Below are 15,103 nucleotides of genomic sequence, written 5' to 3'. Positions count from 1 at the left end.
CCAGAGGCAGACGGCTCCCCGGGTGTCAGGCGGGGACCGCGGTGCGGGTGCTCAGCACGAAACCGGTGTAACCCTCGTCCGCGATCCGGTCGACCCGGTCGATGTACGGCCGGAAGCCGCCGATGTACGGCAGGAAACCGCGCGCCTTGCCGGCGATGTTCGCGCCGGAGTACCAGGAGTCCGTCTTGCTGAACAGCGATCCCGAGGCGACTTCGGCGCCGTGCTCGATCCACGCCTGCGCGGCGTCCGCGCGCACCTCCGCCGAGGTGAAGCCCTGTGCGGCGCAGTGCGCGATCAGCCGCAGCGCGTAGTCGCCCTGCTGCTCGGAGGTCAGAGCCATGTTCGACAGGACGCTGGGGCTGCCCGCGCTGTTGAGGGTGAGCAGATTGGGGAAGCCGGGCACGCCGATCCCGAGGTAGTTGACGGCCCCCTCGGCCCAAGCGTCGCGGAGCAGGATCCCGTCGCGGCCGTGGATGTCGATGTGGGTGAGTGCGCCGGTCATGGCGTCGAACCCGGTGGCGTAGACGATGACGTCGAACTCGCGCAGGCCCGACTCCGTGCGGATCCCGCTCGGGCCGACCTCGACGATCGGATCGCGACGGAGGTTCACGAGCGACACGTGCGGAAGGTTGAACGACCGGTAGTACCCCGAGTCCGTGCAGATCCGCTTGGTGCCGATCGCGTACCCGTGCGGGGTCAGGTCGGCGAGGGTCTGCGGATCCTCGACGATCTCGGCGAGCTTGCGCTCGAAGAACTCGCGGGCGGCGTCGTTGATCTCCTGCCGCGCGGTGAGGCCCTGGAACGCCTTGGCGAACAGCACCCCTCCGCGCAGCCAGGCCTCCTCGAAGATCGCCTCGCGCTCCTCCTCGGGCACCTCGTCGTACGGGACCGGGTGGCTGGTCCACGGGGAACCCGCCAGGCCGTTCCAGGAGAGCTCCCGGCGGTGGTCGTAGTCCTCCTGCGCGGCCCGCCAGTCCTCGTCGGTCAGCGGCCGGTTGAAGGCGGGCACGCTGTAGTTGGCCGTGCGCTGATAGACGACGACCTCGGCCGCGCTCTCCGCGAAGATCGGCACGGACTGCACGGCGGAGGCGCCCGATCCGATCACCGCGACGCGCTTCCCGGTGAAGTCCGGGTGCTCGTGGGGCCAGGCCGCGGTCTGGTAGACGTCGCCGGCGAAGGACTCGCGCCCGGGCAGATCCGGGAGGATCGGGGTCGACAGGCAGCCGCTGGCCATCACGAGCCAGCGCGCGCTCGTCTCGAGCCCCTGTTCGGTCCGCACGGTCCAGACCTGGGCGTCCTCGTCCCAGCGGGCCTGGGAGACCCGCTGGGAGAACCGGTAGTGCCGTCGCACGTCGTGGCGGTCGGCGACGTGCGAGAGGTAGCGGAGGATCTCGGGCTGCGTGGCGTAGCGCTCGCTCCAGCGCCACTGCCGCTGCAGGTCCTTGTCGAACGAGTACGAGTAGTCGATGCTCTCCACGTCGCAGCGGGCGCCCGGGAAGCGGTTCCAGTACCAGGTGCCGCCGATGTCGGCGCCGGCCTCCAGGCCGATCACGTCCAGGCCCGCCTGCGCGGCGTGGATGGTGGTGTAGATGCCGGCGTAGCCGGCTCCGACGACGACGATGTCGTGAACGGTCGTGCTGTCGCTCATCGGGCGACCTCCTCGAGGGTGGGTGCGGTGCGGAAGGTGCGGGCGAAGTCGGACCAGAGGATCCCCGAGGCCGCGATGCCGGGGCCGTATCCGGGGATCGTCAGGAAGCCGTGGAACTGGTCGGGGTAGTGCCGGTGCACGACCGGGACCCCGGCGGCGACGAGCGTCTGCGCGTAGGCCGCGCCCTCGTCGGTGAGCGGGTCGAGGCCGGCGGTGATGACGATGGCGGGCGGGAGGCCCTCATGGGTCGCGGCGAGCGCGGGGGCGATCCGCCAGTCGGAGGCGACCTCGGCCGGATCTGCGCCGAGGTACGTCGACCAGTAGTAGCGCAGCTGGCGCGCGGTCACGAAGTAGCCCTCGGCGCGCGTCGTGTAGGAGGCGCGGGAGGTGGTGGGATCCAGGAACGGATAGGCGAGGACCTGCCCGACCAGGGGCGAGTCGCCGCGGTCGCGCAGGGCGATGGCGACGACCGCGGCCAGGTTGCCGCCCGAGCTGTCCCCGGCGACGACGATGCCGCGGCCCTCGTCGAGCCCCCAGGCCGTCACGGTGTCGATCGCGGTCAGGACGTCGTCGGCAGGCGCCGGGGCGGTGTGCTCGGGCGCGAGGCGCATGTCGACGGAGACGACGACGGATCCGGTTCCGCGCGCCCACTCCCGGCAGAACCCGTCGTGGCTCTCGATGGACCCGTGCAGGAATCCACCGCCGTGCAGGTACACGGTCGCGGGCACCGGACGGGGCTCGTGCGGACGGTAGACGCGGATCCGCACCGTGGCGCCGGGCCCGCCGAGGACGTGATCCTCTGCCGAGGCGACCGCGTCGAGGTTGGCCGGCGTGCGTACCCGGGCGTCGACGACGGCCCGCGCTTCGAGCGGCGGCATCGTGGTGATGTCGGGGAACACCTCGTTGAGCAGATCGAGCATCCGCGTGGTCTCGTCCATTCGATCTCCTTCGATCGATATGACTAACAGTCATAGTGCTTTCCGTACTCTGGCACGGTCGCCGGCGCTTGGTCAAGCGCTTGTTTTTCCGCGGATCGGGATGCTAGAAACGACTCGCGCCGGTACGGGTCCGTGCCCAGCGCGGGACGAGGAGGTCCGGAAGATGGCTCGGTTGGACGGCAAGGTCGTGCTGATCAGCGGTGCGGCGCGGGGGATGGGCGCCGCGCACGCGCGGAGGTTCGTGAGCGAGGGTGCGCGCGTCGTGCTCGGGGACGTGCTCCGCGAGGACGCGGCCGGTCTCGCGGCGGAGCTGGGTCCCGCCGCGATCGACGTGCCCTTGGACGTCGCCGACTACGCCGCCTGGGAGGCGGCCGTCGCCGCGGCGCGGGAAACGTTCGGCCGACTCGACGCGCTCGTGAACAACGCGGGGATCGCCGCCAGCGCGCCGGTCGACGAATACCCTCTGGAAGGCTGGGACCGGATCATCGCCGTCAACCTCACCGGGACCTTCTACGGGATCCGCGCGAGCGTGCCCGCGCTGCGCGCCTCCGGCGGCGGTTCGATCGTCAACATCTCCTCCGTCGCGGGACTCAAGGGCATGCGCAACATCGCCGCGTACACGGCGTCGAAGTTCGGTGTGCGCGGGCTCACCAAGACCGCGGCGCTCGACCTCGGCCCCGACGCGATCCGCGTCAACTCGGTGCATCCCGGCCTCGTCCGCACGCCCATCATCGACGGTGTCGACGACTCCCAGACCCACGTCGCGCTGAAGCGGGTCGGCGAGCCCGAGGAGGTCAGCGACCTGGTGCTGTTCCTCGTGAGCGACGAGTCGCGCTACTGCACGGGGGCTGAGTTCGTCATCGACGGGGGCGAGACCGCCGGCATCGCCGACTACGTCGGGCGGCGGACGCCGGTGGCGCCGTGACGGCGATCGCCCTCGTCGCCGATCTGGGCGAGGATATGGCGGACAGTCATGCTCCGGTGCGGATCGCCGGAGCGGATGCGAGGAGAGCCATGCCCGACCATCCCGCAGCGCCCGGAGCCGTCGCCGACCTGGAGGGCATGCCCGCGACCAGCTGGGCCGTGCTCGGCATCCTCTCGTTCGGGGAGCAGCTGTCCGGGTACGACATCAAGCGCTGGGCCGAGCAGAGCCTGGCGTTCTTCTACTGGGCGCCGTCGCAGAGCCAGATCTACACCGAGCTGCGGCGCCTGGAGGACCTCGGCCTCGTGGTCTCCCGGGTCGAGCAGACGCACGAGGCGAAGAGCCGGCGGCTGTACGAGATCACCCCCCGCGGACGCGAGGGCATGCGGCACTGGGCGGACCGAATGGATCCGGATCCGGTCGTGCTGAAGCACCCGATCCTGCTGCGGGTGTGGGCGGCGCACAACGGCGACGTCGCCCGGCTGCTGGGCGTGCTGGACGCGCACCGCGAGGAGCTGCTCGCCCGGGCGGAGCGCGCCGAGCGTCATCAGCAGAACGCCGTGGACGTGCCGGGCTGGGCGTTCTCCGCCCTGGCGCTGGAATGGTCGGTCCGGTCCCTGCGGGACGAGGCGGCCCAGATCGAATGGCTGCGGGAGCAGCTGGAACGGGGAGGGTTCGCATGAGCGCAGCGACGACGGGCACACGACCGGAGGACGTCTTCGCCGGCGGGCTCGCGGTCATCACGGGGGCCGGCGGCGGCATCGGCGAGGGACTCGCCCGTCACGCCGGGGGGCTCGGCATGAAGGTCGTCATCGCCGACGTGGACGCGTCGAACGCGGATCGCGTGGCCCGCTCGCTCATGGAGGAGGGGACGCAGGCCTGGGCCGTGCCGACGGACGTCCGCGACCCGGATCAGGTCGAGGCGCTCGCCGAGGCCGCGTTCGCGCACGGCCCGGTGACCCTGCTCGTCAACAACGCCGGGGTCGAGCAGCTCGGCCTTCTGTGGGACACGCCGCTGGAGAACTGGCGGCGGATCCTGGACATCAACGTCAGCGGGGTGTTCCACGGGATCCGCGCCTTCGTGCCCCGGATGATCGCCTCCGGTGGCGCGGCCGCGATCTGGAACGTCGCCTCGGTCGCGGCGGTGAAGACGATCTCGGGGCAGGCCCCGTACATCGCGAGCAAGCACGCGGTGCTCGGGATGACGGAGGCGCTCAAGGTCGACCTCGAGCGGGTCGGGGCGCCGATCCGGGTCTCCGCGGTCCTGCCGGCGGCGGTGAGGACCGGGATCTTCGATGCGACCGGCATGGTCGACACCGGCGACGTCGCCTCCGCGGAGCAGGAGCGGGAGACGATGCGCCGGCTCCTCGCCACCGGGCTCACGCCCGCCGAGGCGGCGGCGGAGACCTTCGCGCAGGCCGCGGCGGGCGCGTTCTACCTGCTGCCCCAGCCGGAGACGGGCGCCGGCATAATGCGGGAGCGCGGCGAGCAGCTGATCGCGCGGACCGCGCCGGTCGAGCGCCGCACGGCGGTCTGACCCGCGATCGGGTGTCCGCAGGCCAGGATCACGCCGCCGGGCGGTCAGACCCCGTAGCCGCCGTCCACGTCGAGCTTCTGCCCGGAGATGAACGCGGCCCGGTCGGAGGCGAGGAACGCCACCGCCTCGGCGATGTCGGCCGAGGCGCCGAAGCGGCGCAGCGGGATGTTCGCGGTCGCGACCGCGAGGGCGCGGTCGTCGAGGTCTCCGCTCGCCTGCAGCCGTGCGGACATGCCGTCGGCGAGCATCCCGGGTCCGACCATGTTCACGCGCACCCCGTAGCGGCCCTCCTCCGCGGCGAGTCCGCGGGCCAGAGCCTCGACGCCGCCCTTGGGGGCCGCGGACAGGCCGTCGCGCGCGGGGTGACGGCGGGTCGCGGCGGTGGTGACGGCGACGATGGATCCCGCGGACGCCCGCAGCAGGGGGAGGGCGGCGTGCGCGACCGTGAAGAACCCGACCAGGTCGGCCTCGACCTGGCGGGCGAACTGCGTGGGGGAGACGCGGGAGAGGTGCACCATCGGCACGTGCGGCCCGGCGGCGTGCACGAGGGTGTGCGCTCCGCCGTGCGCCGTCGCGATCTCGTCGAAGAGCTCGTGCACCGCGGTCTCGTCGCCGACGTCGAGCGCACGGCCGATGACGGCGTCGCCGAGATCGTCGAAGAGTCCGTCCGGGCGATGCGAACGGTACGTCGCGACGACGCGGGCGCCGCCGGCGGCCAGTCGTCGTACGATCGCGGCGCCGATGCCGCCGGAGCCGCCGGTGACGACGGCGACGCCGCGGCGGTCGAGGAAGTCGACGGGAGAGGGGAGCTCGTGGGTCGTCATGACCAGGACGGTAGCAGTGCGGAACGACCAATACCAAGCAAATGCATGGTTGGTATTGTCCCCTCCGCGGGAATGTGCCAGACTCTCTGGAGCATGCTCTTGAGCAAGCGTTTGGTAGTTCCTCCTCAATGACGAGAAAGGTCGACTCGTGCGACGCACCCGAATCACAGCAACGGTCGCAGCCTTCGCGATCTCCGCACTCGCCCTCGCGGGCTGCTCCGGCGGTCAGGCGGACGCGAAGCCCGCCGCCAGCGGAGACTCGACGCCGATCAAGGTCGTCGTCCTCGGCGGTATCGGCGCCAAGGGCATCCTGGCCAACAACGCGACGACGTCCGTGACGTCGGCGCAGGCGTCGGTCGCGGCGATCAACGACAAGGGCGGCATCCTCGGCCGCAAGGTGCAGATCCAGGTCGTGGACGACACCGGCGACCCGACGGTCGCGGTGACGAAGCTCCGCGAGCTGATGGCGGGCAAGGACAAGCCCGACGTCGTCCTGAACTCGGGGCCGTCCACGGTCACCGAGGCCATGATGCCGATCGTGACGCAGAACAAGGTCCTCTCCTTCGACATCGGTCCGACGGTGACGTCGGGGGATCCGAAGAAGAACCCCTACAACTTCGACCTCTCCGCGGGCGTGCCCGACTACATCAACTCGTTCGCCGAGGAGATGAAGAAGCGCAAGGTCAAGAAGGTCGCGATCCTGCACGGCTCGAGCGCATACGGCGAGCTCTTCGGCACGGTCACGAAGGACTCCTTCGCCAAGGCGGGCATGACGGTCACCGGCGACGAGGGCTACGACATCGCGGCGCTCGACATGACCCCGCAGATCGAGGCGCTGCAGCAGGGCAAGCCCGACGTGCTGGTTCTCGACGCGTACGGAGCCCCGCTCGGCTACGTGCTCCAGGGCATCGAGAAGCTCGGCTGGAACATCCCGATCATGGGCAACACCTCGGTGTCCGCGACGGGTCTCATCGCCACCGCGCCGCCCACCGGCGTGCTCGGCACGTCCGCGGTGAAGAACCTGACCATGCAGGTCTTCACGAGCACGAAGCACGACGCCAAGGACAAGGCGGTCAACGACGCCGTCGCGCAGATGAAGAAGGCCGGCGACATCAAGTCGTCGCTGATCCTGGCGTACAACTACGACTCGATGTTCCTCGTCAAGGCGGCCGCCGAGAAGGCCGGCAAGTTCGACGCCGCCGCGATCTCCAAGGCGCTCATCGACCCGAAGGTGCAGAAGTCCGCGGGCACTGCGATCCTGTCGGAGTACGCGTTCACGGCAGACTCCCACACCCCGCACGTGAAGCCCGGCGACTTCCTCTTCATCTCGCCGGGGCCGCTCGTGGACGGCCAGTTCCAGTAAGCACACGACGCCGAGGCGGCCTCGGAGCGCGATCCGGCGCCCGGGGCCGCCTCGCAACAGCGGGCGGACCGCGAAAGGACCCGAACCCATGACGATCATCTGGTCCGGACTCGCGCTCGGGGCGGTCTACGCCCTGGTCGCGGTCGGATACAACATCGTCTTCCTCTCGCAGAAGACGTTCAACTTCGCGCAGGCCTCCCTGATGATGGTCGGCGGCTTCATCGCCTACGTCGGCACCGTGTCCTGGCACCTGGAGTGGTGGATGGTCGCGATCATCGCGGGCGTCGTGGTGGGCGGCATCGCCGCGCTCGAGGAGCGGATCGCGATCCGTCCGGTGAAGGATCCGCACAACATCCTCGTGACCACGCTCGGCGCGTCCATCATCATCGAGGGCATCGCGCAGGTCATCTGGGGCGGCGAGCCGCTCAACGTCCCGTTCTTCGCCGGCGACAAGGTGCTCACGGTCTTCGGCGGACGGGTCTACCCCGTCGAGCTCGCGCTCATCGTCCTCGTCGTCGTGGTGGTGCTCGCGCTCACGCAGTACGCGAAGCGCACCCTGACCGGGATCGCGCTGCTCGGCATGAGCGAGGACCGCGAGGCCGCACAGCTGCGCGGAGTCAACGTCCGCCGGTTCGCGTTCTTCGCGTTCGTCTTCACCGGCATCCTCGCCGGCGCGCTCGGCGTCTTCGTCGGGCCGAAGACGTACGCGGTGGCCACGCTCGGCGCCTCGTTGGCGTTGAAGGGCTTCGTCGTGCTGGCGATCGGCGGGTTCGGATCCCTCTGGGGCGTGCTGGCCGGCGGCGTCATCGTCGGCCTCGCCGAGGCGCTCGCCGCGCGTTACATCAGCGCGGACGCGGCGAACCTCAGCATCTTCCTCGTGCTCATCGTGATCCTCATGGTCAAGCCGACGGGCCTGTTCGCCCGCCGCAAGGAAAGGGCCGTCTGACATGGCCGCGTTCTGGTTGAAGCTCCGCGCCGTGCCCGGCTGGGTGTGGCCGCTGATCATCGGCGTCGCGCTGATCGCCCTGCCGTCCGTGGGAACCGACTATCCCGTGATCCGGCAGGTCGAGCTGACGCTGCTGATGGCCCTGATCGTGTCCGGGATGAACCTGTCCCTCGGCTACGCGGGCGAGCTCGCGATGGGCCAGGTGGCGATGTACGCCGCCGGTGCCTACACCGCCGGGATGATCGGCGCCGCAGGGATCACCGAGATCTGGCTGCAGCTGATCGCCGGTGCGGCGGCCGCGCTGATCGTCGGCCTGATCTCGGGCATCCCCGGGCTCCGCCTGGGCAGCTGGTCGCTCGCCATGACCTCGTTCTTCCTGATCCTGCTCGTCCCCGACGTGCTGTCGATGTTCAAGGGCGTCACCGGCGGCCGCAACGGCCTCGCCGGCATCGCGCCGCCGACCTTCGCGGGCGAGATGATCGACCCGTCCGCGTACTACGTCATCATCATCGCGCTCGTGATCGGATGGTTCGCGGTCATGCGCAACGTCGTCGTGTCGCGCCACGGCACGGCGCTGCGCGTCCTCAAGCAGAGCCCCGTCCTCGCCTCGTCGATCGGGATCTCCGTCTTCCGCGCGAAGCTCACCGCGTACGCCCTGGGTGCGCTGCCGGCCGGCATCGCCGGCGTCATGTTCGCCAACCTCGACCTGTTCATCTCGCCGGAGGCGTTCTCGTTCTCCTTCGCGATGACGGTCCTCGCGGCGTCGATCTTCGGCGGATCCTCCAGCATCTACGGCGCCGTGGTGGGCGCGGCGGTCCTGCAGTTCGGGATGAACCAGGCCACGAACTTCCAGCAGTACGGCCTCATCATCACGGGCGCCTTCCTGCTGTTCGGCGGCGTGCTGTTCACCGGCGGCCTGTCGGGCCTCGCCTGGTCCCTGATCCGTCGGGCGGATGCCGCGGCGCGGCGTGTGACCGGCGTGCAGGAGGCCCCGGCGGCGGAGGCCGAGATCCCCGAGATGAGCGGTGCGCACCTCCGGATCTCCGACGTCTCGAAGGCCTTCGGCGGGAACAAGGCGCTCACCGAGGTCAGCGTCGACGCCCGGCCGGGTGCGGTCACCGCGATCATCGGCCCGAACGGATCCGGCAAGACCACCCTGCTGAACATGATCTCCGGCTTCTACCGGACCGACTCCGGGGCGATCACGCTGGACGCCCACGAGATCAGCGGGCTCCCCTCGTACCGGGTCGCCCGGGCCGGCGTCTCGCGCACCTTCCAGACCCCGAACCTTCCGGAGAAGCTCACGGTCCTGGAGACCGTCGAGTCCGGCCGCTACGCCCGCGACCGCGTCGGGATCCTCGGCGCCGTCCTGCGGCTGCCGGTGTTCCGGCGGGTGCGCCGCGAGGACCGGCTCGAGGCGGAGCGCGCTCTCGCCCTCGTGGGCCTCAGCGCCCACCGCCACGAGCTCGCCACCGCGCTGCCGCTCGGCAACCGCCGCCTGCTCGAGGTCGCCCGCAGCCTGGTCGGGGGCCCCAAGGTGCTCCTCCTCGACGAGGTCGCCTCCGGTCTGGACGAGGACGAGCTCGACGTTCTCGCCTCGCTCATCACGCGCCTCCGCGACGCCGGGATGACCGTGGTCCTGGTCGAGCACAACTTCCAGCTGGTGCTGCGCCTCTCCGACGACATCTACGTGCTCGCCCAGGGCAAGGTCATGGCGCACGGCACATCGGCCGAGATCGAGAGCGATCCGCGCGTGATGCAGGAGTACCTGGGCGTGACGCCCGAGGACGTGACGACCGCACACGGAGGCGACGATGACTGATGAGATCCTGCTCGAGGTCGAGCATCTGCAGACCGGCTACGGCGACCTGAAGGTCGTGCGCGACGTGTCGCTCACGGTGCGCGCCGGCGGCATCACGGTTCTGCTCGGTCGCAACGGCGCGGGCAAGACCACCACGCTGCGTGCGATCACCGGGCTGAACCGGGCCTCGGGTGGGACCGTGCGCTACCGCGGCGAGACCCTCGGCGACGTGCCCGCCCATAAGCGGGTCGGCCGGGGCATGTCGTACGTCCAGGAGGGCAAGCGCGTGTTCCACGAGCTCACCATCGAGCAGAACCTGCTCCTCGGCGGCATGTCCACCGGCAAGGCCCGGCGCGCACTGGACCGCGCGGTGCGGGAGATCTACGAGCTGTTCCCGATCCTCGGCGAGAAGCGCTCCCTCACCGCCGCGAGCATGTCCGGCGGCCAGCAGCAGATGCTCGCCATCGGGCAGGCCCTGATGGCCAAGCCCAGACTGCTCATCCTCGACGAGCCGAGCCAGGGTCTGGCCCCGGTGATCGTCAAGGAGGTCATGGAGCGCGTGCACGCGCTGAAGGAGACCGGCATGGGGATCCTGCTCGTCGAGCAGGCGGTGCAGGACTCGGTCGCGATCGCAGACGACGTGAGCGTCATCGAGATGGGGCGCACCGTGCTGGCCGGAGCGGCCGACACGGTCACCCTGGAGGACCTGCAGAAGGCGTACTTCGGCGGACCGGACGCCGAGTCCGCGGCCTGAGCCATCCGCCGGCGTCCCCGGCGGGCCGAGGTCAGGCGCCCGGCGGCAGGATCCGGGCCCGCAGCGCGTGCAGCGGATCCCCCGGGCCCCTGCTGCCGCGGGGTCCCGGCCCCTCGGGCGCGACGATCCGCCCGGCATCGGAACGGGTCCATTCCCGGACCGCGAAGCGCTCGACGATCCGCCAGCCCTCCGGGTCCCGGCGCAGGTGATCGAGATAGCGGAACCCGCTGGTGAAGTTGCGGGCCGGATCGTCGTGCGGCGAACCCCAGTGCACCGCGGTGCCGTACGTCTCGGCGACCGCGTGATCGCCGTTCAGCTCGGCCAGGTGGTTGCCGACCAGATGCATCGTGCCGTCGAAGACCGCGATGCGCTCGCGCAGCCAGGCGACGTAGTCGTCGGCGGGCCCGGAGAACCCGGTGTGGTGGTCGACGCCGTCGGGCGCGTACACGGCGCGGACGCCGGCGTCGTCCCCTCGATCGACCGCGCGGCAGTATTCCAGCACGAGCCGGTGGATCGCGGCCCGGTCCTCCGCCTCGCTCATGCGCCGTCCGGGCGGTTCGTCCAGCCGCGGGTCGCGGTGCGCCCGTACCAGCCCGATGCGGCGAGGGTGCCGCCGTCCACGGGGATGGTGTGCCCGGTGACGAAGCGGGCCGCATCGGAGGCCAGGAAGGACACGACCTCGGCGTGGTCGTCGGGGGACCCGAACCGCCCCAGCGGCACCCAGGACCGGACGAGCGCGGGATCCCGGCCCTCGAGCATCGCATCGGCGGGGGTCTGCGCGGTGTCGGTGAGATCCGGCGCGATGGCGTTCACCCGGATCCCGCTCGGGCCGAGTTCGACGGCGAGGCTCTTCGTGAACGCGCTCACCCCGGCCTTGTACGCCGAGTAGACGGCGTTGCCGGGGATGCCGCGGAACGCCTCGACCGTGGAGACGTTCACGATCGCGCCATCGCCGCGGGCGATCATCGCGGGGATGACGAGGTGGCTCACCGCGAAGACGTGGTGCAGGTTGATCCGGTGCAGCGCCTCCCACTGGTCGGGGGAGCTCTTGTGGAAGACGGCGCGGGCGGGCCGGAAGTCCCCGACGTTGTTGACCAGCACCTCGATCCCGTCCGCGGTCTCGCCGTCGATCAGCGCCCCGAGCTGTTCGACCGTCTCGTCGCGCGTGATGTCGCCGACGAGTGCGAGAGCGCTGCCGCCCTCGCCGCGGATGCGCTCCGCCGTGCCGGCCGCGCCCTCCGCGTCGACGTCGACGAGGATCACCCGCAGACCGTCGCGGGCGAGGCGGCGGCTGACGGCGCCGCCGATCCCTCCTCCGCCGCCGGTGACGACGGCGGTGCGGTCGGGGCTGCCGGGGGACGCTGCGCTGCGCTGCTCCATGCACCAAAACTAGCATTTGTTTGGTAAGGTGACCAGAGACCGCGACGACGCGAGGAGATCCAGTGAGCGTGACCATCGATCTGACCGGCCGGGTCGTCCTCGTCACCGGCGGCGGACGAGGCGTGGGCGCCGGCATCGTCGACAGGTTCCTCGCGGCCGGTGCCGAGGTCGAGATCTGCGGTCGCACGGAGCCCGATGCCGCCTCCCTCGCCCCCGGCGTCGTCTTCCGCCCCGTGGACGTGCGCGATCCGGAGGCCGTGGACGGCTGGATCTCCGACGTGATGGAGCGCCGCGGGCGCCTCGATGTGGTCGTCAACAACGCCGGCGGCTCGCCGTTCGGCCGCTTCGAGGACGGTTCGCCGCGATACCTGCGGGCGATCACCGAGCTCAACTTCCTCTCCGCCGCGTTCGTGTCGCGCGCGGTACTCGAGCACCTGCGCGCGAGCCGCGGATCCCTCGTCAACGTGACCTCGATCAGCGCACGCCGCCCGAGCCCCGGCACCGCGGTGTACGGCGCGGCCAAGGCGGCCATGGAGAGCCTGACGCAGAGCCTCGCGGCCGAGTGGGCGCCGCACGTCCGGGTCAACGCGGTCAGCTGCGGGCTCGTCGCGACCGAGGGCGCCGCCGAGCACTACGGCGACGCCGCGACCTACGAGCGCATCGCCGAGACGATCCCGCGGGGACGCCTGGCGAGCCCGGCCGAGATCGGCGACGCCTGCGTGCTGCTCGCGTCGCCGCTCGCGGGACACATCACCGGGGCGGTGGTCCCGGTGGACGGCGGCGGGGAGTGGCCCGCGTTCCTCGTGCACACCCCCGACGCCCCGACCGTCTTCCCTCGCCACGGCGGAGGCCGTGGCAGCGACCATGAAGGAGACCAGAAATGACCGAAGCGGTCATCGTATCCGCCGCCCGCTCGCCGATCGGCCGGGCGAACAAGGGCTCGCTCAAGGACATGCGCGCCGACGACCTCGCCGTGCAGATGGTGCGGGCGGCGCTCGACCAGGTGCCCGAGCTGGATCCCGCCACGATCGACGACATGATGGTGGGCTGCGGCCAGCCCGCCGGCGAGCAGGGCTACAACATCGCCCGCCAGATCGGCCTGCAGCTGGGGCTGGACTCGGTGCCGGGCACGACCGTGCACCGCTACTGCTCCTCGTCGCTGCAGACCACCCGCATGGCCCTGCACGCGATCAAGGCGGGCGAGGGCGACGTGTTCATCTCGGCGGGCGTCGAGACGGTCTCGCGCTTCGGCCTGGGCAAGGCCGACGGCATGCCCGACACGAAGCACCCGGCGTACGCCGCGGCGGCGGAGCGCACCCGTGCGCTGGCCGAGGATCCGACGTCGACCTGGGCCGATCCCCGCACCCGCGGCGAGCTGCCGGACATCTACATCTCGATGGGCGACACGGCCGAGAACGTCGCGCAGTTCCGCGGCGTCTCCCGGCAGGCGCAGGACGAGTGGGCGGTGCGCAGCCAGCGGCTCGCGCAGGAGGCGAAGGCCCGCGGCTTCTGGGATCGGGACATCACCCCGGTGACGCTCGGCGACGGCACCGTCGTTTCGGCCGACGACGGCCCCCGGGCGGGCGTCACCCTGGAGAGCGTCTCCGGACTGCAGCCGGTGTTCCGCCCGCACGGCACCGTGACCGCGGCGAACTGCTGTCCCCTCAACGACGGCGCCGCGGCGCTGGTGATCATGAGCGACACCCGGGCCAGGGAGCTGGGCCTCGCCCCGCTCGCCCGGGTGGTCTCGACCGGCGTCTCCGCGCTGAGCGCCGAGATCATGGGCCTGGGCCCCGTGGGCGCCGTGGCGCAGGCGCTGCGCCACGCGAAGCTGTCGATCTCCGACATCGACCTCCTCGAGATCAACGAGGCCTTCGCGGCGCAGGTGCTGCCCTCGATCGACGACATCGGCATCGATCCGGACCGGGTGAACGTGAACGGCGGTGCGATCGCACTCGGCCACCCGTTCGGCATGACCGGCGCCCGCATCACCACGACCCTCATCCACGCGATGCAGGAGCGCGACGCGCAGTTCGGCGTCGAGACGATGTGCGTGGCCGGGGGCCAGGGCATGGCGCTCGTGCTGGAGAGGCTGAGCTGACCGCGGGTCCGCTCGACGGGGCGGCCGTCGCGATCACCGGGTCGGCGGCCGGCCTCGGGCGCGCCTACGCGCTGGCCTGCGCCGAGGCGGGGGCCGGGGTGGTCGTCGCCGACCTCGACGGGACCGCCGCGGAAGCCGTCGCCGCCCGGATCCGCGGGGCCGGAGGCCGCGCCATCGCACTGCGGCACGACGTGCGGGATCCTGCGGCGGCGGAGGAACTGGCGGCGCTGTGCGTCTCCTCGTTCGGCCGCATCGACGGATTCGTCGCCAACGCCGGGCTGATGCGCTCCGGTGACGCGGTCGACGTCGACGCCGTCGATGTCGCGGAGATGCTCGCGACGAACGTGGCCGGCGTCGTCCACGGCGCGACCGCGGCGATGCGGGCGATGCGTGCGGCCGGCACCGGCGGCAGCATCGTGACGGTCGCGTCGGGGGCGCTGCAGGGTCTCGCGGGCCTCTCGCTCTACGGAGCGACCAAGGGGGCCGTGATGTCCCTCACCTACGCGTGGGCGCTCGAAGGGGCCGACGCGGGGATCCGCTGCAACGCGATCGCGCCGCTCGCGCACACGGCGATGTCGGTGCAGAGCTCCGCCAGCGCACGTTTCCCCGGAGGCAGGCCCGAGAGTGTCGCGCCCGCGGTCGTGCACCTGCTGAGCGCGGCCTCCGCGCCGATGACGGGCCAGATCGTGCGCTTCGACGGGCGGCGGCTCGGGCTCATGGATCCGCCTCAGCTGTCCTCGGTCGCCCAGCGCGAGAGCTGGGACGCGGCGGCGGTCGCCGCGGCGCTCGACGGCGTCCTCGCCGAGGCGATCGCGCCGGTCGGACTGCTCGCCTCGCCGCGTCCGCGCTGGGTCTGAGCCGGACGCACCCCCGGGGCGAACCCCGGGGG

The 15,103-nt window shown here is 71.4% G+C and carries 15 protein-coding genes; 10 read left to right on the top strand and 5 right to left on the bottom strand.

Going from position 1 to position 15,103, the window contains the following annotated elements:
- Positions 1–25 precede the first annotated feature (25 nt).
- Positions 26–1,648 (bottom strand): flavin-containing monooxygenase, encoded by a 1,623-nt coding sequence (locus RBR11_RS07055; RefSeq protein WP_308488612.1) that lies wholly within the window; start codon positions 1,646–1,648, stop codon positions 26–28.
- Positions 1,645–2,586, bottom strand: coding sequence for an alpha/beta hydrolase (locus RBR11_RS07050; RefSeq protein WP_308488611.1), 942 nt, complete (start codon positions 2,584–2,586; stop codon positions 1,645–1,647). The genes RBR11_RS07055 and RBR11_RS07050 overlap by 4 nt, the downstream gene beginning before the upstream one ends.
- A gap of 163 nt (positions 2,587–2,749) precedes the next feature.
- Here RBR11_RS07050 and RBR11_RS07045 point away from each other — a divergent pair, with 163 nt between their 5' ends.
- From RBR11_RS07045 to RBR11_RS07035, 3 genes are all read left to right on the top strand, one after another.
- The gene (locus RBR11_RS07045; protein WP_308488610.1) at positions 2,750–3,511 is read left to right on the top strand and encodes a glucose 1-dehydrogenase; all 762 of its coding nucleotides are present in this window, start codon (positions 2,750–2,752) and stop codon (positions 3,509–3,511) included.
- Between the two features lie 89 nt (positions 3,512–3,600).
- The gene (locus tag RBR11_RS07040) at positions 3,601–4,191 is read left to right on the top strand and encodes a PadR family transcriptional regulator (protein WP_308488609.1); all 591 of its coding nucleotides are present in this window, start codon (positions 3,601–3,603) and stop codon (positions 4,189–4,191) included.
- Positions 4,188–5,045 (top strand): SDR family NAD(P)-dependent oxidoreductase, encoded by an 858-nt coding sequence (locus RBR11_RS07035; RefSeq protein WP_308488608.1) that lies wholly within the window; start codon positions 4,188–4,190, stop codon positions 5,043–5,045. The genes RBR11_RS07040 and RBR11_RS07035 overlap by 4 nt, the downstream gene beginning before the upstream one ends.
- Positions 5,046–5,089: 44 nt before the next feature.
- On the opposite strand, the gene RBR11_RS07030 is transcribed toward RBR11_RS07035, so the two are convergent.
- The gene (locus tag RBR11_RS07030) at positions 5,090–5,869 is read right to left on the bottom strand and encodes an SDR family NAD(P)-dependent oxidoreductase (protein WP_308488607.1); all 780 of its coding nucleotides are present in this window, start codon (positions 5,867–5,869) and stop codon (positions 5,090–5,092) included.
- A 148-nt stretch (positions 5,870–6,017) separates the two neighbouring features.
- Between RBR11_RS07030 and RBR11_RS07025 the strand changes: the two genes are divergently transcribed.
- The 4 genes from RBR11_RS07025 to RBR11_RS07010 all read left to right on the top strand — a co-directional run bounded on the left by RBR11_RS07025 (position 6,018) and on the right by RBR11_RS07010 (position 10,733).
- Complete coding sequence (locus tag RBR11_RS07025) at positions 6,018–7,232, top strand: ABC transporter substrate-binding protein (protein ID WP_308488606.1); 1,215 nt, start codon at positions 6,018–6,020, stop codon at positions 7,230–7,232.
- 88 nt (positions 7,233–7,320) lie between these two features.
- Positions 7,321–8,178 carry a branched-chain amino acid ABC transporter permease gene (locus tag RBR11_RS07020; protein WP_308488605.1) on the top strand — a complete coding sequence of 286 codons (858 nt, stop codon included), beginning with the start codon at positions 7,321–7,323 and terminating at the stop codon, positions 8,176–8,178.
- A gap of 1 nt (position 8,179) precedes the next feature.
- The gene (locus RBR11_RS07015; RefSeq protein WP_308488604.1) at positions 8,180–10,000 is read left to right on the top strand and encodes a branched-chain amino acid ABC transporter ATP-binding protein/permease; all 1,821 of its coding nucleotides are present in this window, start codon (positions 8,180–8,182) and stop codon (positions 9,998–10,000) included.
- Positions 9,993–10,733 (top strand): ABC transporter ATP-binding protein, encoded by a 741-nt coding sequence (locus tag RBR11_RS07010; protein ID WP_308488603.1) that lies wholly within the window; start codon positions 9,993–9,995, stop codon positions 10,731–10,733. The genes RBR11_RS07015 and RBR11_RS07010 overlap by 8 nt, the downstream gene beginning before the upstream one ends.
- Positions 10,734–10,764: 31 nt before the next feature.
- On the opposite strand, the gene RBR11_RS07005 is transcribed toward RBR11_RS07010, so the two are convergent.
- Complete coding sequence (locus RBR11_RS07005; protein WP_308488602.1) at positions 10,765–11,274, bottom strand: nuclear transport factor 2 family protein; 510 nt, start codon at positions 11,272–11,274, stop codon at positions 10,765–10,767.
- Positions 11,271–12,113 (bottom strand): SDR family NAD(P)-dependent oxidoreductase, encoded by an 843-nt coding sequence (locus RBR11_RS07000; protein WP_308488601.1) that lies wholly within the window; start codon positions 12,111–12,113, stop codon positions 11,271–11,273. Before RBR11_RS07000 ends, RBR11_RS07005 begins: the two co-directional genes overlap by 4 nt.
- 62 nt (positions 12,114–12,175) lie before the next feature.
- Between RBR11_RS07000 and RBR11_RS06995 the strand changes: the two genes are divergently transcribed.
- Genes RBR11_RS06995 through RBR11_RS06985 form a run of 3 tightly spaced genes read left to right on the top strand, consistent with a single transcriptional unit; the run spans position 12,176 to position 15,071 of the window.
- Positions 12,176–12,997: an SDR family oxidoreductase gene (locus RBR11_RS06995; protein ID WP_308488600.1), complete on the top strand. Its 822-nt coding sequence runs from the start codon at positions 12,176–12,178 to the stop codon at positions 12,995–12,997.
- The gene (locus RBR11_RS06990; protein WP_308488599.1) at positions 12,994–14,214 is read left to right on the top strand and encodes an acetyl-CoA C-acetyltransferase; all 1,221 of its coding nucleotides are present in this window, start codon (positions 12,994–12,996) and stop codon (positions 14,212–14,214) included. Before RBR11_RS06995 ends, RBR11_RS06990 begins: the two co-directional genes overlap by 4 nt.
- Entirely contained in the window at positions 14,163–15,071 is a 909-nt protein-coding gene (locus RBR11_RS06985) for an SDR family NAD(P)-dependent oxidoreductase (protein ID WP_308488598.1), read from the top strand. The genes RBR11_RS06990 and RBR11_RS06985 overlap by 52 nt, the downstream gene beginning before the upstream one ends.
- The last annotated feature ends 32 nt before the right edge of the window (positions 15,072–15,103 follow it).

The organism is Microbacterium capsulatum (genome assembly GCF_030865425.1).
GTDB lineage: Bacteria > Actinomycetota > Actinomycetes > Actinomycetales > Microbacteriaceae > Microbacterium > Microbacterium capsulatum.
This window is presented reverse-complemented; position numbering and strand designations above follow the sequence as displayed.